Raw genomic sequence first — 20,811 nt, 5'->3', positions numbered from 1 at the left:
GCCCAGCCACTGACGGCCGCGCCGTCTCCCGTCGGGAGCGGGATGACGGCAACAAAAAATGGTTCAACGGCCCTCCAGGCCCCCTTTACGACGGTGTCCCCATGAACGACCACCAGCAGCCGCTCGCCGCGGTGCCCGCCGCACAAGGTCTGTACGACCCGCAAAACGAACACGACGCCTGCGGCGTCGGCTTTGTCGCTCACATCAAGGGCAAGAAGAGCCACGAGATCATCCAGCAGGGTCTGAAGATCCTCGAGAACCTCGACCACCGCGGCGCGGTCGGTGCCGATCCGCTGATGGGCGACGGCGCGGGCATCCTGATCCAGATTCCGGACGCGTTCTATCGCGAGGAAATGGCGAAGCAGGGCGTGATGCTGCCGCCGGCTGGCGAATATGGGGTCGGGATGATCTTCCTGCCGAAGGAAAACGCATCGCGTCTCGCATGCGAGCAGGAGCTCGAGCGTACGGTGAAGGCCGAGGGCCAGGTCGTGCTCGGCTGGCGCGACGTGCCGGTCGACCATGCGATGCCGATTTCGCCGACCGTGAAGGCGAGCGAGCCGCTGATCCGCCAGATCTTCATCGGCCGCGGCAAGGACATCATGGTGACGGACGCGCTCGAGCGGAAGCTGTACGTGATCCGCAAGACGGCGAGCCACCGCATCCAGGCGCTGAAGCTCAAGCACGGCAAGGAATACTTCGTGCCGTCGATGTCGGCGCGCACGGTCGTCTACAAGGGGCTGCTGCTCGCGGGCCAGGTCGGCGTGTATTACCGCGACCTGCAGGACGCGCGTGTCGTGTCGGCGCTCGCGCTCGTGCACCAGCGCTTCTCGACCAACACGTTCCCGGCGTGGGAACTGGCCCACCCGTACCGGATGATCGCGCACAACGGCGAGATCAACACCGTGAAGGGCAACGTGAACTGGCTGAACGCACGCACCGGCGCGATCGCGTCGCACGTGCTCGCCGACGACCTGCCGAAGCTCTGGCCGCTGATCTACCCGGGCCAGTCGGACACCGCATCGTTCGACAACTGTCTCGAACTGCTGGTGATGGCCGGCTACCCGCTCGTGCACGCGGTGATGATGATGATCCCGGAAGCGTGGGAACAGCACACGCTGATGGACGAGAACCGCCGCGCGTTCTACGAATACCACGCCGCGATGATGGAGCCGTGGGACGGCCCGGCCGCGATCGCGTTCACCGACGGTCGCCAGATCGGCGCGACGCTCGACCGTAACGGCCTGCGTCCGGCGCGCTACATCGTCACGGACGACGACCTCGTCATCATGGCGTCGGAAGCCGGCACGCTGCCGATCCCCGAATCGAAGATCGTCAAGAAGTGGCGCCTGCAGCCGGGCAAGATGTTCCTGATCGACATGGAACACGGCCGCATCATCGACGACAAGGAACTGAAGGACAACCTCGCGAACGCGAAGCCGTACAAGAGCTGGATCGACGCCGTGCGCATCAAGCTCGACGAGATCGAGCCGAAGGCCGAGGAAGTCGCGGCCGGCCGCACGCAGGGCGCCGCGCTGCTCGACCGCCAGCAGGCGTTCGGCTATACGCAGGAAGACCTGAAGTTCCTGATGGCGCCGATGGCGCAGCAGGGCGAAGAAGCCGTCGGTTCGATGGGCAACGACTCGCCGCTCGCGGTGATGTCGAACAAGAACAAGACGCTGTATCACTACTTCAAGCAGCTGTTCGCGCAGGTCACGAACCCGCCGATCGATCCGATCCGCGAGAACATGGTCATGTCGCTCGTGTCGTTCATCGGCCCGAAGCCGAACCTGCTCGACACGAACAACATCAACCCGCCGATGCGTCTCGAAGTGTCGCAGCCGGTGCTCGATTTCAAGGACATCGCGAAGATCCGCGCGATCGACCAGTACACGGGCGGCAAGTTCAGCGCATACGAACTGAACATCTGCTACCCGGTCGCGTGGGGCAAGGAAGGCATCGAGGCGCGCCTCGCGTCGTTGTGCGCGGAAGCCGTCGACGCGGTGAAGTCGGGCTATAACATGCTGATCGTGTCGGACCGCAAGACGGATGCCGAGCACGTCGCGATTCCGGCGCTGCTCGCCACGTCGGCGATCCACACGCACCTCGTCCAGCAAGGGCTGCGCACGAGCACGGGCCTCGTCGTCGAGACGGGCTCCGCGCGTGAAACGCACCACTTCGCGCTGCTCGCGGGCTACGGCGCGGAAGCCGTGCACCCGTACCTCGCGATGGAAACGCTCGCGAAGATGGCCGAAGGCCTGCCGGGCGACCTGTCGCCGGAGAAGGCCGTCTACAACTTCACGAAGGCGGTCGGCAAGGGCCTGCAGAAGGTGATGTCGAAGATGGGCATCTCGACGTACATGTCGTACACGGGCGCGCAGATCTTCGAAGCGCTCGGCCTGTCGAGCGACCTCGTCGAGAAGTACTTCAAGGGCACGGCGTCGAAGGTCGGCGGCATCGGCCTGTTCGAAGTCGCGGAAGAGGCGATCCGCCTGCACCGCGACGCGTTCGGCGACAACCCGGTGCTGCGCGACATGCTCGACGCGGGCGGCGAGTACGCGTACCGCGTGCGCGGCGAAGACCACATGTGGACGCCGGATTCGATCGCGAAGCTCCAGCACGCGACGCGCAGCAACTCGTACCAGACGTACAAGGAATACGCGCACCTGATCAACGACCAGACCAAGCGTCACATGACGTTCCGCGGCCTGTTCGAGTTCAAGGTCGAGCCGACCAAGGCGATCCCGATCGACGACGTCGAATCGGCGAAGGACATCGTCAAGCGCTTCGCGACGGGCGCGATGTCGCTCGGCTCGATCAGCACCGAGGCGCACGCGACGCTCGCGATCGCGATGAACCGGATCGGCGGCAAGTCGAACACTGGCGAAGGCGGTGAGGACCAGAAGCGCTACCGCAACGAGCTGCGCGGCATTCCGATCAAGGCCGGCGAGACGCTGAAGTCGGTGATCGGCGACGAAATCGTCAGCGACATCGCGCTGAAGGACGGCGATTCGCTGCGCTCGAAGATCAAGCAGGTCGCGTCGGGCCGTTTCGGCGTCACCGCCGAGTACCTCGCGTCGGCCGACCAGATCCAGATCAAGATGGCGCAGGGCGCGAAGCCGGGCGAAGGCGGCCAGCTGCCGGGTCACAAGGTGTCCGAGTACATCGGCAAGCTGCGTTACTCGGTGCCGGGCGTCGGCCTGATCTCGCCGCCGCCGCACCACGACATCTACTCGATCGAGGATCTGGCGCAGCTGATCCACGACCTGAAGAACGTGAACCCGAGCTCGAGCATCTCGGTGAAGCTGGTGTCGGAAGTGGGCGTCGGCACGGTCGCGGCCGGGGTCGCGAAGGCGAAGGCCGATCACGTCGTGATCGCCGGCCATGACGGCGGCACGGGCGCATCGCCGCTGTCGTCGGTCAAGCATGCGGGCACGCCGTGGGAACTCGGTCTGGCCGAAACGCAGCAGACGCTCGTGCTGAACCGCCTGCGCGGCCGTATCCGCGTGCAGGCCGACGGCCAGATGAAGACGGGCCGCGACGTCGTGATCGGCGCGCTGCTCGGCGCGGACGAATTCGGCTTCGCGACGGCGCCGCTCGTCGTCGAGGGCTGCATCATGATGCGCAAGTGCCATCTGAACACGTGCCCGGTCGGCGTCGCGACGCAGGATCCGGTGCTGCGTGCGAAGTTCCAGGGCCAGCCCGAGCACGTCGTGAACTACTTCTTCTTCGTTGCCGAGGAAGTGCGCGAGATCATGGCGCAACTCGGCATCGCAAAGTTCGACGACCTGATCGGCCGCGCCGACCTGCTCGACACGCGCAAGGGCGTCGAGCACTGGAAGGCGAAGGGCCTCGACTTCTCGCGCGTGTTCTACCAGCCGGAAGAGTGCGAGGACGTCGCGCCGCGTCACGTCGACGTGCAGGATCACGGACTCGAGCGCGCGCTCGACCACGTGCTGATCGAGAAGGCGAAGGCCGCGATCGAGAACGGCGAGCATGTGTCGTTCATCCAGCCGGTGCGCAACGTGAACCGTACGGTCGGCGCGATGCTGTCGGGCGTGATCGCGAAGAAGCACGGCCACGACGGCCTGGCCGACGACGCGGTGCACATCCAGCTGAAGGGCACGGCCGGCCAGAGCTTCGGCGCGTTCCTCGCGAAGGGCGTGACGCTCGACCTCGTCGGCGACGGCAACGACTACGTCGGCAAGGGCCTGTCGGGCGGCCGGATCATCATCCGTCCGACCAACGACTTCCGCGGCAAGTCCGAGGAAAACATCATCTGCGGCAACACGGTGATGTACGGCGCGATCGAAGGCGAATCGTTCTTCCGCGGCGTCGCGGGCGAGCGCTTCTGCGTGCGCAACTCGGGCGCGACGGCGGTCGTCGAAGGGACGGGCGACCACGGCTGCGAATACATGACGGGCGGCACGGTCGTCGTGCTCGGCGAGACGGGGCGCAACTTCGCGGCCGGCATGTCGGGCGGCCTCGCGTACATCTACGATCCGGAAGGCACGTTCGCGGCGAAGTGCAACAAGTCGATGGTCGCGCTCGAGCCGGTGCTGCAGGCGGCCGAGCAGGAGCGCACGGTCGACCGAGCGCTCTGGCATGCGGACACGACGGACGAAGCGCTGCTCAAGGGGCTCGTCGAGCGTCATTTCCAGTTCACGGGTTCGCCGCGCGCGAAGTCGCTGCTGGAAAACTGGGACGCGGCGCGCCGCCAGTTCGTGAAGGTGTTCCCGCACGAATACAAGCGCGCGCTGGGCGAGATCGGTGCGAAGAAGGCGGCGAAGGAAGTGCTGGCCGCCTGAGCGACGAACGACATAGCGAATGCCGCGCACGCATGATTGCCGCGCGCGGCTCCCCCACCCGATACACCGAACAGAAGAGCACCTTATGGGCAAGGCAACCGGTTTTCTGGAGTTCGAACGCCGCCACGAGGCGTACGAAGCACCGCTCACGCGCGTGAAGCACTACAAGGAATTCGTCGCGGCACTGACCGACGCGGACGCGAAGGTCCAGGGCGCGCGCTGCATGGATTGCGGCATCCCGTTCTGCAACAACGGCTGCCCGGTCAACAACATCATCCCGGACTTCAACGATCTCGTTTACCGCCAGGACTGGCAGCAGGCGATCGAAGTCCTGCATTCGACCAACAACTTCCCGGAATTCACGGGCCGGATCTGCCCGGCGCCGTGCGAGTCCGCGTGCACGCTCGGGATCAACGACGACCCGGTCGGCATCAAGTCGATCGAGCACGCGATCATCGACAAGGCCTGGGCGGAAGGCTGGGTGAAGCCGCTGCCGGCCGAGCACAAGACGGGCAAGAAGGTCGCCGTCGTCGGTTCGGGCCCCGCGGGCCTCGCCGCCGCGCAGCAGCTCGCGCGCGCGGGCCACGACGTGACGGTGTTCGAGAAGAGCGACCGGGTCGGCGGCCTGCTGCGTTACGGGATTCCCGACTTCAAGCTCGAGAAGTGGCTGATCGACCGCCGCATGCGCCAGATGGAAGCGGAAGGCGTGACGTTCCGCACCAGCGTGTTCATCGGCAAGGATCCGCTGCCGGAGTCGATCGGCAGCCTCGCGAAGGAAACCATCTCGCCGGACACGCTGAAGGAAGAATTCGACGCGGTCGTGATCGCGGGCGGTTCGGAAACGCCGCGCGATCTGCCGGTGCCGGGCCGCGAGCTCGCCGGCGTCCATTTCGCGATGGACTTCCTGCCGCAGCAGAACCGCGTGAACGCGGGCGACAAGCTCGTCGACCAGCTGGTTGCGAAGGGCAAGCACGTGATCGTGATCGGCGGCGGCGATACGGGTTCGGACTGCGTCGGCACGTCGAACCGCCACGGCGCGAAGCAGGTCACGCAGTTCGAGCTGCTGCCGCAGCCGCCGGAAGAGGAAAACAAGCCGCTCGTGTGGCCGTACTGGCCGATCAAGCTGCGCACGTCGTCGTCGCACGAGGAAGGCTGCGAGCGCGACTGGGCGGTCGCGACGAAGCGCCTCGAAGGCAAGAACGGCAAGGTCGAGAAGCTGATCGCGGCGCGCGTCGAGTGGAAGGACGGCAAGATGCAGGAAGTGCCGGGTTCCGAGTTCGAGCTGAAGGCCGATCTCGTGCTGCTCGCGATGGGCTTCACGCAGCCGGCCGCGCCGGTGCTCGACGCGTTCGGCGTCGCGAAGGACGCGCGCGGCAACGCCCGTGCGGCGACCGAAGGCGATCGCTCGTACTACACGTCGGTCGACAAGGTGTTCGCGGCGGGCGACATGCGCCGCGGCCAGTCGCTCGTGGTGTGGGCGATCCGCGAAGGCCGCCAGTGCGCGCGCTCGGTCGATGCGTACCTGATGGGGCATACGGAACTGCCGCGCTGAGCGGAATACCGCGAGCGGGTTTCGATGAAAACCGGGCGTCCGACAGGACGCCCGGTTTTTTTACGTGCACGGCCGCCAGGTTGCCGCTTAACATGCACGGAACACAGTGCAGGGCACCGGCCCGATCGACGACCGATTCCTGCGTCAACCACGATCGCGTCCTGCACACCATGTTTCGAGACAACGCCCCCGAAATCACCCGCCCGTGCTTCACGGCCGACGGCAACCGCGTTCGTCTGGAGGACGTCGTTGCGCTGCTGCTTTCGCACGGCCGAGGCCTACACGTCGAAGACCACGCGTTCGTCGCGCAGCAGCGGCAGATCGACGTCGACATGCGTGTCGTCGACGCGATCGGGGCGCGGATGACGCTGGAAGGCTTCGCGCAGTACACACCGGCCGACGACGTGCGCAGCACCTTCCCGCTTGCCGCGATGCGCGACATGGTGACGAGCCTCGCGCAGACCGGCATTCCGCCGGTGTTCGCTTTCGTGTGCGACGAATTCTGGCTCACCTACTGGCGGCTGCAGAAGGTCGTCGCGGCGGCGCTGGGTACCACGGCCTTCATGCTGATGCCGGATTTCTGGGTATGGCACGTCAGCGCGAAGGCGGGGCAGGCCGGCTGGAGCATGCACCGCGATGCGGGGGCGAGATCGCTGCTGCCGGACGGGCGCGCCGGCGCGCTGTCGCTGTGGATGCCGTTGACGCCCGTCGATTCGTCCACGGGTTGCGTGATGCTGCTGCCGAAGCATCGCGATCCCGATCACGGAACGGATCGTGTGTCGCAAGCCGGATTCGACGTGCGGGATATCCGTGCGCTCCCCGGCGCCGCCGGCGATCTGATGATGTGGAGCCAGTCCCTGCTGCATTGGGGCAGCCGCGGCAGCACGCTCTCGGAGACATCGCGCATCAGCATGTCGATCGGCGCGCAGGTCGAGGCACTGGGCCCGTTGAATCCGCCGCTGCTGAAGCCCGACATGTTGCCCGCCGCCGGCCTTCGGCTCGAATTGATCGCCAAGCAGATCCTGCAATACGAGCAATTCGCGGCCATCGACCCGTCCTGGGCACATTTCGCGCGAGTCGTGCTCGCCAGCGGATTGTCCGGGCTGGTCTTCGACATCCCTGTCGAATGGCGGCTTCGCTGACTGGAGGGACGGTGGCGCACGCGGAGGTTGGCGAGGCGCTGTCGGACAGCCGGTGAATTGCTTCGACACCATGCCGTAACGTCGGCAGCGCCGCTGCGTGTCTCACCGTCCACCTTTGTTCGGCCACCCGCATTTTCGCGAAGCGTCGTCTAACCTGATGACATCCAGCTGCGATTTCTCTGCATTTCAATTTCTTTCGTTTTGTAATAATCCTTGAAAACTGTCATATCATGTCGTCCCTCGGGCCGCGTTCGCGGTGGCTGCATGTGACTGACCCTATTTACAAGGAAACCGGATGGAAGCATTCGTGCATGGGCTGATCGACGCCGTCAACGGCGTGTTGTGGAATTACGTGCTGATCGCGCTGCTGCTCGGCGCCGGTGCGTGGTTCACGTTGCGGTTCCGGATGATCCAGCTGAAGGCGTTGTTCCTCAGCATGAAGCTGGTCGGCAGCAAGGGCGAGCCGGGCAGCATTTCGTCGTTCCAGGCGTTCGCGACCGGGCTCGCGAGCCGCGTCGGCACCGGCAACATCGCGGGCGTCGCGGTCGCGCTGACGGTCGGCGGGCCGGGCGCGATCTTCTGGATGTGGATGACGGCGCTGGTCGGGATGTCGTCGGCGTTCGTCGAGGCAACGCTCGCGCAGATCTTCAAGGTCTCGCACCCGGACGGCAGCTATCGCGGCGGCCCCGCGTACTACATCCAGACGGGCCTGCGTTCGCGCGCCTTCGGCGTGCTGTTCTCGCTGTCGCTGATCCTCGCGTTCGGCTTCGTGTTCAACGCGGTGCAGGCCAACGCGATCGCCGACGCGTTCCATACGTCGTTCGGATTGAGCCGCGAGACGGTCGGCCTCAGCCTCGTGCTGCTGAGCGCACCGATCATCTTCGGCGGCATCCGCCGGATCGCGACGGTCGCGCAGGTGATCGTGCCGCTGATGGCGATCGGCTACCTCGCGCTGGCGGTGTACGCGGTCGCGACGCACATCACGCTGGTGCCGGGCGCGATCGCGCTGATCGTGAAAAGCGCGTTCGGCTTCGAGCAGGCGGCGGGCGGCCTGACGGGCTATGCGGTCAGCCAGGCGATCGCGATCGGCGTGAAGCGCGGGCTGTTCTCGAACGAGGCGGGGATGGGCAGCGCGCCGAACGCGGCCGCGACCGCGAGCACCCGGCACCCGGTCACGCAGGGGCTGATCCAGATGCTCGGCGTGTTCGTCGACACGATCGTGATCTGCAGCGCGACCGCGTTCGTGATCCTGCTGTCGGGCCAGTACGAACTCGGCACAGGCATGGAAGGCGCGGCGCTCACGCAGCGCGCGATCTCGAGCCACGTCGGCGACTGGGGGGGCATCTACATGGCCGTTGCGATCTTCTTCCTCGCGTTCTCGTCGGTGATCGGCAACTACGCGTATGCGGAAGGCAACGTCGAATTCATCACGAAGCGGCGCGGCGTGCTGCCGCTGTTCCGCGTCGCGGTGCTCGGGATGGTGATGTTCGGCAGCGTCGGGCAGTTGCCGCTCGTGTGGGCGATGGCCGATACGAGCATGGGGCTGATGGCGATCATCAACCTGATCGCGATCCTCGCGCTCGGCAAGTATGCACACGCCGCGTGGGCCGACTATCGCCGCCAGCGCGCGGCAGGCGTTGCCGATCCGGTGTTCACGCGCAACACGATCCCCGAACTTGCGCGCGTGTTGCCGGCCGACGTGTGGGGCGAGCACGGCCCGCTGCCGCAGCGTCCCGCTTCGGCCGGTCCGGCGCGCGCGCCGCGCGCCGCGGTGAGTGAGTCATGAACGGCGATCGGCTCCGTGCGTTCGTCGCGCTGATGCCCGATGCGGCGTCGCGCGACGCGCTGCACGCGTTGCCGGTCACCCGCGGTGCGCGGCGCACGCTGCCCGCGCAACTGCACATGACGCTCGCATTCATTGGCGCGATCGAACGGGAACGTTGCGACGCGCTGGCCGCGCATCTGCCCGCGCTCGCGGCCGCGCATGCGCTGCCGCTGCTGCCGGTCGAGCGGATCGCGTGGTGGCCGAGCCTGCCGCGCGCGCGACTGATCGTCGCGGAGCTCGAGGCCGAACCCGCGTGCGTCGCGCTGAGTGCGGGGCTGGCAACGCTGCTGCGCGGACTCGGCGTGCCGGCCGACCGGCGGCCGTTCCGGCCGCACGTGACGCTCGCGCGGCTGCCGCGCGACGCGGTCGGCCAGCCCGCGCACGGCGGCGCGCCGGGGCGGCCGGTCGTGCTGCGCATCGAAGCGCTGACGCTGTTCGAAAGCCGGTTGTCGCACGAGGGCGTATCGCATCGGCCGATCGTGTCGGCGCCGATCGCCTGGGCGGAAGGCCGGGCAGCGGGTTGAGCGGTTCTCGCGGCGCACCGCGATGGCCGCGCGCTGCGCGTATCGCGCTCGCGCATTGCGTCGACGGCGTTGCCCGGTGCCGAGCCTACCGGCCGTAACGCGCGAGCGTCAGGCCCGACAGATCGATCTCCGGCTCGCGTCCCGTGACGAGATCCGCCAGCACCTTTCCCGAACCCATCGACATCGCCCAGCCCGTCGAGCCGTGGCCGACGTTGAGCCAGAGTCCGTCGATCCCGCTCGTGCCGAGCAGCGGCGGCCCGTCGGGCGTCATCGGCCGGCGGCCGACCCAGAAGCGCGCCGACGTGCGATCGGCCGCGTGCGGAAACCAGTCGTCGAGCACCTTCATCAGCGTATCGAGTGCCTGCTGCCTAAGCGCCGCGTGCCGGTTGCCGAGTTCCGCGGTACCCGCGATGCGCAGTGTCGGGCCGAAGCGCGTGATCGCCGTCTTCAGCGATTCGTCCATCAGCGCGGCGCGCGGCGCCTTTTCGTCATCGACGACCGCGAGCGTCGCCGAGTAACCCTTCACCGGATACAGCGGCACGTCGATGCCGTGCGGGCGCAGCAGGCCGGCGCTGTCGACGCCGAGCGCGACGACGATCGCGTCGGCCGCGAGCGGGGCATCGCTTCGTGCGGCGGCTTCGTCGTCCGGTGAATCGACCCGCACGCCACGCACCTTGCCGCCCGCGACGTCGAGCGCGCGGATCTCGGTGCGAAAGCGGAACGTCACGCCGTTCGTCTCGCACAATGCACGCAGTTCGCGTGTGAAGCGTGCGCAGTCGCCGGCTTCGTCGTCGGGCAGGTAGATACCGCCGACGGGCGCCTGCCGAGCCCAGCGCAGGCCCGGCTCGATCGCCGTGCAGCCGGCCGCGTCGAGTTCGCGAAACGCGATGCCGGCGTCGCGCAGCACCTTCAGCGCGGGCTGCACCATCTCGACGTCGAACGCGCCGCGCAGCAACTGCAGGTAGCCGCGGCTCGCGCCATAGTCGAACGGATAACGCTCGTGAAACCCATGCAGGCACGCGCGGCTGTAATACGCGATGCGCTGCATCCGCTGCTTGTTCACGCGGAACCGCTCGAATTCGCATTCGCGCAGCCAGCGCGCGATCCAGCGCCACTGCGCCGCATCGAGCGTCGGCCGGAAGATCAGCGGCGACGCGGGCTTGAACAGGTACTTGAGGATCTTGCCGGGCATGCCGGGGGCGGCCCACGGCGTCACGTAGCCGGGCGCGATCACGCCCGCGTTGCCGAGGCTCGTCGCCTGCGCGACATCGGCTTCGCGTTCGATCACGGTGACGTCGCAGCCTGCTTCGCGCAGGTGCCAGGCGGTGGTGACGCCGATCACGCCGGCGCCGAGAACGATCACGTGCATGCGGTTTCCGGAACGAAGCGGGCGCTCACGATGCGACGGCCGGCTCGTCGACGAGCGACTTGCCGCGCGTTTCCGGCAGCACGAGCGCGGCGACGATCACGAGCAGGTAGCCGCCACCGGCGACGAGGCCGATCGCTTTCACGAGCGACATCGATTGCGACAGCGAGCCGACGAGGATCGGGAAGAACGAGCCGAGCCCGCGGCCGAGGTTGTAGCAGAAGCCCTGACCCGAGCCGCGGATCGCGCCCGGATACAGCTCCGACAGGTACGCGCCGACGCCCGCGAAAATGCCCTGCACGACGATGCCGAGCGGAAAGCCGAGCAGCAGCATCGCGGTGTCGGTGATCGGCAGCATCGTGTACGCCATGCCGAGCGAGAACGAGCCGATCGCGAACAGGATGAACGACGCGCGGCGGCCGAGCCGGTCGGACAGGATCGCGCCGACCACATAACCGACGAACGAGCCGACGATCAACACGACGAGATAGCCGCTCGTGTTGAACACCGACAGGTGGCGGACGGTTTTCAGGTAGGTGGGCAGCCAGGTCGTGATCGCGTAGTAGCCGCCGAGCATCCCGGTGCACAGTGCGCTGCCGAACAGCGTCGCGCGCAGGTGCGGCGGCGAGAAGATCTCGAGGAAGTGGCCCGATACGCGGCCTTCGTCGCGCGCGCGGCGCGTGGTCGTGTAGATGTCCGGATCGCTGACGTTGCGGCGGATATAGAGGATCCACAGCGCGGGCACGATGCCGATCCAGAAGCATGCGCGCCACGCGACCTGCTCGGGCAGCAACGCGAAGAACGCCCAGTAGAGGATCGCGGCCGCGGCCCAGCCGAACGACCAGCTGCTCTGCACGGTGCCGACGGCCTTCGCGCGATGCTCGGGCGAGCGGATCGTCTCGGCCATCATGATCGTCACGACCGACCATTCGCCGCCGAAGCCGAAGCCCTGCAGCGTGCGCGTCGCAAGGAGCTGCCAGAACGAGTGCGTGAAACCGGACAGGCACGTGAACAGCGCGAACGTCGCGATCGTCCACTGCAGCACGCGCACGCGGCCGTAGCGGTCGGCGAGGATGCCGGCGACCCAGCCGCCGATCGCCGACGAGATCAGCGAACTCGTCGCGATCATCCCGGCCTCGCTCTTCGACATCCCCCAGGTCGCGATCAGCGTCGGAATCAGGAACGAATAGATCATGAAATCGAACGCATCGACCGCGTAGCCGCCGAATCCGGCGTACAGCGTCTTGCGCTCGCGCGACGACAATTCGTTGAACCACTGGAATGCCTGCATGCTTGCCGTCCCCTCTTGTCTCGTCTCGCGCTGCCGCGTGGCGGTTATTTTACGGTCGCGATGGGGCCGGCCAAAAAAGGCCAACGCAGGTTCGTGCAGGAAATCGGAGAGGCGGGAAGGCGGGGGCGACGCCGCGTCAGAGCGTCAGGCCGCCGTCGATGTGGACGACCTGGCCGGTAATCTGCCGCGCCGCGTCCGACAGCAGGAACGCGATCAATGCGGCGACGTCGTCGGGTTCGGCGATCCTGCCGAGCGGGGTCGCCTGTTCGGCCTGCGCCCACGCGGCGGCGTTGCCGGCACTCGGCCCGTGATCCTTGCGCGTGAAGCCCGGCGCGACCGCGTTGACGGTGATGCCGTGCGAGGCGAATTCGGCCGCCGCGGTGCGCACGAGCGATTCGAGCGCGGCCTTTGCGGCGGCGGTCGCCGCGAACGGCGCATCGGCGCGGTAGCGGTGCGCGACGAACGAACTGACCGCGACGATTCGCGGCGCGGCCGACGCTTCGAGCAGCGGTCGTGCACGGCCCGCGAGCGCGGAAAATGCGCCGGGCATCGCCGCGAAGGCGGACGCGAGCGTGTCTGCGGAAAGATCGGAAAAGGCCTGCCGCGCGGCGAAACCGGCGTTCGCGACGAGCTGGTCGAGACCGCCGAAGTGCGTGGCGGTTGCATCGACGAGCGTGGCCGCGACGCCCGGTGCGGCGAGATCGCCGGTGAGGGTGATGCACTTCGCGCCGGCCGCCGTACAGGCTTGCGCGACTTCGGCGAGCCGGGCCCGCGCCGCGTCGTCGGCGCCGCGCGCGTGCAGCGCCAGCGCGATGCCGGGCGCCGCGAGCCACCGCGCAAGCGCCGCGCCGATCCCCGAGCCTGCGCCGGTGATCAGCGCGATGCGCGCGGCGCGTGCGCTCACGCCGCGACCTTGTCGCTGTTGTTCACGCGTTCGACGTGGATCGTGCCGCCATGGAACGCGGCCAGCGACTCGCGGTGCGCGATGCTGACGATCGCGGCCTTCGGCAGCCGTTCGGCGAACAGGTGGTAGAGGCGTGCCTCGTTGTCGGCGTCGAGCGCGCTGGTGGCTTCGTCGAGAAACAGGAAGTCGGGCTTGTGCAGCAGCACGCGTGCACCGGCCAGGCGCTGCTGTTCGCCCGGCGACAGCACGCGGGTCCAGTGCGCGGTCTCGTCGAGGCGCTCGACGTAATCCTCGAGGTGGCATGCGCGCAGCGCGTCGCGGCAGGCGTCGTCGCTGAACGTGTCGGGCGTCGCCGGATAGGTGAGCGCGGCCTTCAGCGTGCCGATCGGCAAATAGCTCGTCTGCGGCACGAACATCATCCGCGCGCCGACCGGCGCGTCGATCGCACCGTCGCCGAACGGCCACAGGCCGGCGAGCGCACGCATGAACGTGCTCTTGCCGGAACCCGACTTGCCGATCACGAGCCAGCGCGAGCCGGGCTCGATCGTGACGCTGCCGATGTTCGCGAGCGCGTTGCCGTTCGGCAGCGCGAGCTTGAGCGACGACGTCGACAGCTTCGCGCCGTTGATGTAATGCAGGTTGATGCCGCCGTGCTCGGTCGCGGGCGACAGGCTTTCCTTCAGGTGCGACGTGCCCATCACGCGCTTGAATTCGCGCAGACGGTTGACGGTGGCGCGCCATTCGACGAGTGTCGAGTAGCTGTTGATGAACCACGAGAACGAATCGCTGACGGTGCCGAACGCGGACGAGATCTGCATCAGCACGCCGAACGAGAATGCGCCCGCGAAATAGCGCGGCGCGGCGACGACGAGCGGGAAGATGATCGCGATCTGCCCGTAGAAGCTCAGCACGAACGTGAGCCGCTTCGTGTACTTCATCACGCGCCACCAGTTGTCGCGGATGCGCGAGAAGAGGCCTTGCGCGTTGCCGGTCTCGGTCTTCTCGCCGTCGTAGAACGCGATCTGCTCGGCGTTCTCGCGCACGCGGATCAGCCCGAAGCGGAAATCGGCCTCGACGCGCTGCTGCTGGTAGTTGATCGACACGAGCGGATGGCCGACCTTCTGGATGATCAGCGAGCCGACCACGGCGTACAGCGCGGCCGCCCACACCATGTAGCCGGGAATCGAGATCGGCGTGGCGCCAAGCGTGAGCGTCAGCGCGCCGGCGAGCGACCACAGGATCGTGATGAACGACACGAGCGTGACGACCGTCGACAGCAGGTCGAGCGACAGCGCGAGCGTCGTGGTCGAGAACGACTGGAGGTCGTCGGTGATCCGCTGGTCGGGGTTGTCGGCGAGGCGGTCACGCTCGATCCGGTAGAACGCGCGATCGCCGAGCCACTGGCCGAGGAAGCGGTCGGTGAGCCACTGGCGCCAGCGGAAGCCGAGCATCTGCCGCAGGTAGCGGCCATACACCGCGAGGATGATGAACGCGAACGCGAGCACGGAGAACTGCATCAGCAGGTTCGGGAAGTCGTGGACGTCCTTCGACTGCAGCGCGTTGTAGAACTCGGCGTTCCACTTGTTCAGGCGGACGTTGATCCACACCACGCAGAGGTTGATCGCGATGATCGTGACCAGCAGTCCCCACGCGATTTTCCATTCGGACGATACCCAGTAGGGCTTGATGAGGCTCCACGCGGATACCGGGCGCTCGTCCTGTGGCGCGTCGGAGGCGGAGCGGACGGGATCGATCGATTGGGTCATGTGCTTCCTGATGAGTAGCCGGCGCGCGGGCCGGGCGAAGCCGGGCGCGCACCGCGATACGGCATGCCGGGGCGCGGCGCCGACTGACGGCGGGCGCACGGATGGTCGCCCGCGCGTCTTAAACGGCACTTAAGGGCCGGCGGTGACGCGGCAACCGGCCGCTCGCGCGGCCGGCCTGCGGGCATTGTGCCAGAGCGGCGCGCCGCGCCGGCGAATTTGCCGCATGGGGGACAGTTTGCGGCGCTTTCCGCTTTTATGGTCTAATGGCCGTCGACGAAACAGGGGTGCTTCGTGCGCGGCCGGCGGATGTTCCAGGCGGTGCAGCGAGGCTGAGAAAGACCCTTCGCACCCGATCCGGGTAATACCGGCGAGGGAAGTTTCTGATCCCGCCGGGCCGCGCTGGCCGCCATCCCACATGGTCAGCGCCCGAGTCCCGCCCGGCCGGCCTTTGCTGCCGGTTTCGTCCTTTTGGGTACGCGCATTGCGCGTTACGGAAGGAATGATGACCGCACAATCTTCAGTCTTTTGCATGGCTCCCGGCCCGATGTCGCGTGCGTTCGCACGGGACGGCGCGTGCGCGTCGACGTTCGTCGTGCGCGCTCGCGCGGAGGGGGCGCGATGAACGTTCCCGATTCACGGCCGGATTTCGCGGTGCTCGGCGGCGGCCTCGTCGGCCGCCTGATCGCATGGCGGCTCGCGGGCGACGGGCATCGCGTCGCGCTCTACGAGCGTGGCGGCCCGGACGGCGAGCAGTCGGCCGCGTGGATCGCGGCCGCGATGCTCGCGCCGCTCGCGGAAGCGGCGAGCGCGGAGTTGCTGATCACCGAGCTCGGCGCCGCGTCGCTCGCGCGTTGGCCGCAGTGGCTTGCGGAACTGCCCGAACCCGTCTTCTTCCAGCATCACGGCACGCTCGTCGTCTGGCATCAGGCGGACCGCGCGGAGGCGCCGCTGTTCGAGCGGCGCGTGCGCGCGAACGCGCCGGCCGACCTGTTCGACGGCGGCTTCGTGACGCTCGCCGGTGCGCAGGTCGATGCGGCCGAGCCCGCACTCGCGGGCCGTTTCGCGCGCGGCCTGCTGCTGCCGCGCGAAGGCCAGCTCGACAATCGCCAGGCGCTGCGCGCGCTGGCCGCGGGTCTCGTCGAGCGCGGGGTCGACCTGCACTGGCACGTCACGATCGACGACGCGAACCTGCCCGATGCGCATTTCACGATCGATTGCCGCGGGCTCGGCGCGAAATCCGCGCTGCCCGCGCTGCGCGGCATCCGCGGCGAAGTCGCGCGCGTGCATGCGCCCGGTATCGGGCTCACGCGGCCCGTACGGCTGCTGCATCCGCGCTATCCGCTGTACATCGCGCCGAAACAGGACGATCTCTATGTGATCGGCGCGACCGAGGTGGAGGGCGAGGACATGTCGCCCGTGAGCGTACGCTCCGCGCTCGAACTGCTGAGCGCGGCATTCTCCGTGCATCCGGCGTTCGGCGAGGCGCGCATCCTCGAACTCAATTCGCACTGCCGGCCGACGCTGCCCGACCATCGCCCCGCGGTGATCTGGGACGGCGCGTCGACGCTGGCCGTCAATGGCCTGTACCGGCACGGCTTCATGATCGCGCCGGAAGTCGCGCACGCGGCGGTCGCGTGCGCCGAAGCCGCGCTCGGCGGCGCGTTCGGCGATGCCGACGCGTTCGCCGCCTGGCGCGACGCCGCACGCTGGCCGACGCTCCTTCATCACCGCAACGACGCGCGCCAGCCGGCCTGACGCGCGCTGCCGACCGAATCCGACGAAGCCTCATGGATATCCAGATCAACCAACAGACCCTGACGCTGCCCGACGGCGCGACGGTGGCCGACGCGCTCGCCGCGTACGGCGCGCGTCCGCCGTACGCGGTCGCGCTGAACGGCAACTTCGTCGCGCGCACGCAGCATGCGGCGCGCGCACTCGCGGCGGGCGACAAGCTCGACGTCGTGCACCCCGTCGCGGGCGGCTGAGCGCCGCCGGTTCGTCCCCGCTCTTCCAGGAAAACGACATGACGTCCCTCACATCCGCCGACGCGCTGACGCTGTACGGCGAAACCTTCGCAAGCCGCGTGCTGCTCGGCACGTCGCGCTATCCGTCGCTGCAGTCGCTGTCCGATTCGATCGCCGCGTCGCGGCCGGGGATGGTGACGGTCGCGCTGCGCCGCCAGATGACGGGCGGTACGGCCGAAGCCGGCTTCTTCGACCTGCTCAAGCGCCACGCGGTGCCGCTGCTGCCGAACACGGCCGGCTGCCAGACCGTCGCCGAAGCCGTGACGACCGCGCACATGGCGCGCGAGGTGTTCGGCACCGACTGGATCAAGCTCGAGCTGATCGGCGACGACTACACGCTGCAGCCCGACCCGGTCGGGCTGATCGAGGCCGCCGCGCAGCTGGTCAAGGACGGTTTCAAGGTGCTGCCGTACTGCACCGAGGATCTCGTGATCGGCCGGCGCCTGCTCGACGTCGGCTGCGAGGCGCTGATGCCGTGGGGCGCGCCGATCGGCACGGGCAAGGGCGTCGTGAACCCGTACGGCTTGCGCGTGCTGCGCGAGCGGCTGCCCGACGTGCCGCTGATCGTCGACGCGGGGCTCGGCGTGCCGTCGCACGCGTGCCAGGTGATGGAGTGGGGCTTCGACGGCGTGTTGTTGAACACCGCCGTGTCGCAGGCCACACACCCCGAGATCATGGCGCGCGCCTTCGCGCAGGGCGTCGAGGCCGGCCGTGCCGCGTATCTCGCCGGGCCGATGGACGCGCGCGAGACCGCGCATGCGAGCACGCCGGTCGTCGGGATGCCGTTCTGGCACCAGGACGGGGGCGGCGCATGAGCGCGCGGTTCGCCGATGCCTTCTGGCCGCCGGCCGACGAGCTGGCCGAAGCGGCCGAACGGATTCGCGCACGGCTCGGCGACTGGCCGCGCGACGCGGCACCGTGGCGGCTTTGCGTGGCGGTGCCCGATGCGCCGGCCGACGGCGATGTGCTGATCGTGTCGGCCGGCGACCGCATCGCGCAGATGCGTGCTTCGGCCGTCTCGCGGCCCGCGTCGTCGGACGCGGTCGCGATCGAATTCGACGAGCAGGGTGCGGTACTGCACGCGGCGGGCGCGCGCTACGCGCTCGAAGCCGCGCATCCGCTGGCGGACGACTGGATCGCGGCGCTCGCCGCATTCCTCGATTGCGGCTTTGCGCCGGTCGATGCGCTGGTGCTCGCGCTGGCGTGGCGCGACGGCGACGAGACGCGCGCCGTCGACGCCTGGCCGGTCGACGCTGCGCGGTTCCCGCGCGTCGCCGGGTTGCCGGCCGCGCCCGAGCCCGCGTTCGCGCCGTGCCCCGCGCAGCTCGGCCTCTATCCGGTCGTGCCGGATGCCGAATGGGTCGAACGCGTGCTCGATTGCGGCGTGCGGACCGTGCAACTGCGCGTGAAAGGCGCGACACCGGACGCATTGCGCCGGGAAATTACGCGTGCGGTCGTGGCCGGGCGTCGTTATCCCGATGCGCGCGTGTTCATCAACGATCACTGGCAGATCGCTGCAGATGAAGGTGCGTACGGCGTTCATCTGGGCCAGGAAGATCTCGAAACGGCCGATCTGGCCGCGATCGCCCGCGCGGGCCTGCGGCTCGGACTTTCGAGCCATGGTTATTACGAGATGTTGCGCGCGCTGCACGAGCGCCCGAGCTACCTTGCGCTCGGCCCCGTGTACGCGACCGCGACCAAGGCCGTCGCCGCGCCGCCGCAGGGCCTCGCGCGGATTGCCCGCTACGCGCGCTTCGCGGGGGGGCAGGCACCGCTCGTCGCGATCGGCGGGGTGGGGCTCGATGCGCTGCCGGCCGTGCTGGCGACGGGCGTCGGCAGCGTCGCGGTGGTCAGCGCGGTCACGGGCGCGGCCGACTATCGGGCCGCGCTTATTGCGCTGCAGCAATGTTTTGCCGGACAATTTGACAATCATTGACCGCAGGGCCTGGAACGGCGTCACGACATCATTCCAATGCAGGCCCTATAATTCGGCGTTCTGCGTAAAAGGACTGTCCGCTCCGTGAGCCCCACTCCTCCCGAGACATTGCTGGAACTTCGCGACGTCGACTTCGGCTACGGCGACCGCCTCGTCCTGTCCAACCTGAACCTGCGCTTCGGGCGCGGGCAGGTGGTCGCGGTCATGGGCGGGTCGGGTTGCGGCAAGACGACCGTGCTGCGCCTGATCGGCGGCCTCGTGCGGGCGCGCCGCGGCCAGGTGCTGTTCGACGGCGCCGATGTCGGCGCGCAAACGCGCGACGGCCTGTACGCGCTGCGCCGCAAGATGGGCATGCTGTTCCAGTTCGGCGCGTTGTTCACCGACATGTCGGTGTTCGAAAACGTCGCGTTCGCGCTGCGCGAGCATACCGATCTGCCCGAAGACCTGATCCGCGACCTTGTGCTGATGAAGCTCAACGCGGTCGGGCTGCGCGGCGCGCGCGACCTGATGCCGTCCGAGGTGTCGGGCGGGATGGCGCGCCGTATTGCGCTCGCGCGCGCGATCGCGCTCGATCCGCAGCTCATCATGTACGACGAACCGTTCGCCGGCCTCGATCCCATTTCGCTCGGCATCACCGCGAACCTGATCCGCACGCTGAACCAGGCGCTCGGCGCGACGTCGATCCTCGTTACGCACGACGTGCCGGAATCGTTCGCGATTGCCGACTACGTGTATTTTCTGGCCAACGGCGGCGTGCTCGCGCAGGGTACGCCCGACGAGCTGCGTGCGTCGACCGATCCGAGCGTGCGTCAGTTCATCGACGGCGCGCCGGACGGCCCCTTCAAATTTCATTACACGAGCCCGCCGCTCGCAGCGGATTTCGGGCTCGGCGGAGGGCGCGCATGATCAGCGCGATCGGACGTTACGTCATCGGCGGCCTCGGGCGCGCGGGCTACGGCACGCGCCTGTTCGTGCGCCTCGTGCTGGAATTCTTCCCGCTGCTGCGCCGGCCGCGGCTTGTCACGAAGCAGATCCACTTTCTCGGCAACTATTCGTTCGTGATCATTGCCGTGTCGGGGCTGTTCGTCGGCTTCGTGCTCGGCCTGCAGGGGTATTACACGCTGAACCGCTACGGCTCCGAGCAGGCGCTCGGCCTGCTGGTCGCGCTGTCGCTCGTGCGCGAACTCGGGCCGGTCGTCACCGCGCTGCTGTTCGCGGGCCGCGCGGGCACGTCGCTCACGGCCGAGATCGGCCTGATGAAGGCCGGCGAGCAGCTCACCGCGCTCGAGATGATGGCCGTGGACCCGATCAAGACGGTGATCGCGCCGCGCATGTGGGCGGGGATCATCACGATGCCGCTGCTCGCCGCGATCTTCAGCGCGGTCGGCGTGCTCGGCGGCTACATCGTCGGCGTCATACTGATCGGCGTCGATCCGGGCGCGTTCTGGTCGCAGATGCAGGGCGGGGTCCAGGTCTGGGCCGACGTCGGCAACGGCGTGCTGAAGAGCATCGTGTTCGGGTTCGCCGTGACCTTCATTGCGCTGTTTCAAGGGTATGAAGCGAAGCCCACGCCGGAAGGCGTATCGCGTGCGACCACCAAGACGGTCGTGTTCGCGTCGCTCGCCGTACTCGGCCTCGATTTCCTGCTGACTGCGCTGATGTTCAGCTAAGCCTCA

15 protein-coding genes and 1 riboswitch are annotated in these 20,811 nt (G+C 68.0%); of the genes, 11 read left to right on the top strand and 4 right to left on the bottom strand.

All coding sequences use genetic code 11. The features are described from left to right. The first annotated feature begins 101 nt into the window (after positions 1–101). From VL15_RS35365 to thpR, 5 genes are all read left to right on the top strand, one after another. The gene (locus VL15_RS35365) at positions 102–4,805 is read left to right on the top strand and encodes a glutamate synthase-related protein (RefSeq protein WP_048251423.1); all 4,704 of its coding nucleotides are present in this window, start codon (positions 102–104) and stop codon (positions 4,803–4,805) included. Between the two features lie 85 nt (positions 4,806–4,890). Continuing rightward, positions 4,891–6,357, top strand: coding sequence for a glutamate synthase subunit beta (locus VL15_RS35360; protein WP_048251422.1), 1,467 nt, complete (start codon positions 4,891–4,893; stop codon positions 6,355–6,357). Further along, entirely contained in the window at positions 6,303–7,499 is a 1,197-nt protein-coding gene (locus VL15_RS35355; RefSeq protein ID WP_155420362.1) for a phytanoyl-CoA dioxygenase family protein, read from the top strand. The genes VL15_RS35360 and VL15_RS35355 overlap by 55 nt, the downstream gene beginning before the upstream one ends. 295 nt (positions 7,500–7,794) lie before the next feature. Then, a complete protein-coding gene (locus VL15_RS35350) occupies positions 7,795–9,285 on the top strand; it encodes an alanine/glycine:cation symporter family protein (protein ID WP_048251421.1) in 1,491 nt (496 codons plus the stop codon). Further along, a complete protein-coding gene (gene thpR / locus VL15_RS35345; protein WP_048251420.1) occupies positions 9,282–9,848 on the top strand; it encodes an RNA 2',3'-cyclic phosphodiesterase in 567 nt (188 codons plus the stop codon). Before VL15_RS35350 ends, thpR begins: the two co-directional genes overlap by 4 nt. A gap of 85 nt (positions 9,849–9,933) precedes the next feature. On the opposite strand, the gene VL15_RS35340 is transcribed toward thpR, so the two are convergent. From VL15_RS35340 to VL15_RS35325, 4 genes are all read right to left on the bottom strand, one after another. Beyond that, positions 9,934–11,217, bottom strand: coding sequence for a D-amino acid dehydrogenase (locus VL15_RS35340; protein ID WP_048251419.1), 1,284 nt, complete (start codon positions 11,215–11,217; stop codon positions 9,934–9,936). Between the two features lie 25 nt (positions 11,218–11,242). After that, positions 11,243–12,505, bottom strand: a complete 1,263-nt coding sequence (locus VL15_RS35335; RefSeq protein WP_048251418.1) for an MFS transporter — start codon at positions 12,503–12,505, stop codon at positions 11,243–11,245. A 136-nt stretch (positions 12,506–12,641) separates the two neighbouring features. After that, complete coding sequence (locus VL15_RS35330) at positions 12,642–13,409, bottom strand: SDR family NAD(P)-dependent oxidoreductase (RefSeq protein ID WP_048251417.1); 768 nt, start codon at positions 13,407–13,409, stop codon at positions 12,642–12,644. Then, positions 13,406–15,175: an ABC transporter ATP-binding protein/permease gene (locus VL15_RS35325; protein ID WP_048251416.1), complete on the bottom strand. Its 1,770-nt coding sequence runs from the start codon at positions 15,173–15,175 to the stop codon at positions 13,406–13,408. Before VL15_RS35325 ends, VL15_RS35330 begins: the two co-directional genes overlap by 4 nt. A 270-nt stretch (positions 15,176–15,445) precedes the next feature. Beyond that, a riboswitch (TPP riboswitch) is annotated at positions 15,446–15,568 on the top strand. A 225-nt stretch (positions 15,569–15,793) separates the two neighbouring features. On the opposite strand from VL15_RS35325, the gene VL15_RS35320 reads away from it, so the two are divergent. The 6 genes from VL15_RS35320 (at position 15,794) to mlaE (ending at position 20,805) form a co-directional block, all read left to right on the top strand. Next, the gene (locus VL15_RS35320) at positions 15,794–16,930 is read left to right on the top strand and encodes an FAD-dependent oxidoreductase (RefSeq protein WP_048251415.1); all 1,137 of its coding nucleotides are present in this window, start codon (positions 15,794–15,796) and stop codon (positions 16,928–16,930) included. A gap of 32 nt (positions 16,931–16,962) precedes the next feature. After that, complete coding sequence (thiS, locus tag VL15_RS35315) at positions 16,963–17,160, top strand: sulfur carrier protein ThiS (RefSeq protein WP_027783340.1); 198 nt, start codon at positions 16,963–16,965, stop codon at positions 17,158–17,160. A 38-nt stretch (positions 17,161–17,198) separates the two neighbouring features. Beyond that, on the top strand, positions 17,199–18,014 hold the full coding sequence (locus VL15_RS35310; protein ID WP_034183640.1) for a thiazole synthase: 816 nt from the start codon (positions 17,199–17,201) through the stop codon (positions 18,012–18,014). After that, complete coding sequence (thiE, locus tag VL15_RS39325) at positions 18,011–19,135, top strand: thiamine phosphate synthase (RefSeq protein WP_048251414.1); 1,125 nt, start codon at positions 18,011–18,013, stop codon at positions 19,133–19,135. The genes VL15_RS35310 and thiE overlap by 4 nt, the downstream gene beginning before the upstream one ends. Positions 19,136–19,219: 84 nt before the next feature. Beyond that, entirely contained in the window at positions 19,220–20,041 is an 822-nt protein-coding gene (locus VL15_RS35300) for an ABC transporter ATP-binding protein (RefSeq protein WP_027783343.1), read from the top strand. After that, positions 20,038–20,805 carry a lipid asymmetry maintenance ABC transporter permease subunit MlaE gene (mlaE, locus tag VL15_RS35295; RefSeq protein WP_048251413.1) on the top strand — a complete coding sequence of 256 codons (768 nt, stop codon included), beginning with the start codon at positions 20,038–20,040 and terminating at the stop codon, positions 20,803–20,805. Before VL15_RS35300 ends, mlaE begins: the two co-directional genes overlap by 4 nt. Positions 20,806–20,811 lie beyond the last annotated feature (6 nt).

Source organism: Burkholderia cepacia, assembly GCF_001039005.1.
GTDB classification, from domain to species: domain Bacteria; phylum Pseudomonadota; class Gammaproteobacteria; order Burkholderiales; family Burkholderiaceae; genus Burkholderia; species Burkholderia theae.
This window is presented reverse-complemented; position numbering and strand designations above follow the sequence as displayed.

Excerpts from the sequence above, each read along its gene's own strand:
- VL15_RS35320 (WP_048251415.1), top strand. The coding sequence starts at position 15,794 with ATGAACGTTCCCGATTCACGGCCGGATTTCGCGGTGCTCGGCGGCGGC.
- mlaE (WP_048251413.1), top strand. The coding sequence starts at position 20,038 with ATGATCAGCGCGATCGGACGTTACGTCATCGGCGGCCTCGGGCGCGCG.
- VL15_RS35340 (WP_048251419.1), bottom strand. The coding sequence starts at position 11,217 with ATGCACGTGATCGTTCTCGGCGCCGGCGTGATCGGCGTCACCACCGCC.
- VL15_RS35365 (WP_048251423.1), top strand. The coding sequence starts at position 102 with ATGAACGACCACCAGCAGCCGCTCGCCGCGGTGCCCGCCGCACAAGGT.
- thiE (WP_048251414.1), top strand. The coding sequence starts at position 18,011 with ATGAGCGCGCGGTTCGCCGATGCCTTCTGGCCGCCGGCCGACGAGCTG.
- VL15_RS35360 (WP_048251422.1), top strand. The coding sequence starts at position 4,891 with ATGGGCAAGGCAACCGGTTTTCTGGAGTTCGAACGCCGCCACGAGGCG.
- VL15_RS35310 (WP_034183640.1), top strand. The coding sequence starts at position 17,199 with ATGACGTCCCTCACATCCGCCGACGCGCTGACGCTGTACGGCGAAACC.
- VL15_RS35350 (WP_048251421.1), top strand. The coding sequence starts at position 7,795 with ATGGAAGCATTCGTGCATGGGCTGATCGACGCCGTCAACGGCGTGTTG.
- VL15_RS35335 (WP_048251418.1), bottom strand. The coding sequence starts at position 12,505 with ATGCAGGCATTCCAGTGGTTCAACGAATTGTCGTCGCGCGAGCGCAAG.
- VL15_RS35325 (WP_048251416.1), bottom strand. The coding sequence starts at position 15,175 with ATGACCCAATCGATCGATCCCGTCCGCTCCGCCTCCGACGCGCCACAG.
- thiS (WP_027783340.1), top strand. The coding sequence starts at position 16,963 with ATGGATATCCAGATCAACCAACAGACCCTGACGCTGCCCGACGGCGCG.
- thpR (WP_048251420.1), top strand. The coding sequence starts at position 9,282 with ATGAACGGCGATCGGCTCCGTGCGTTCGTCGCGCTGATGCCCGATGCG.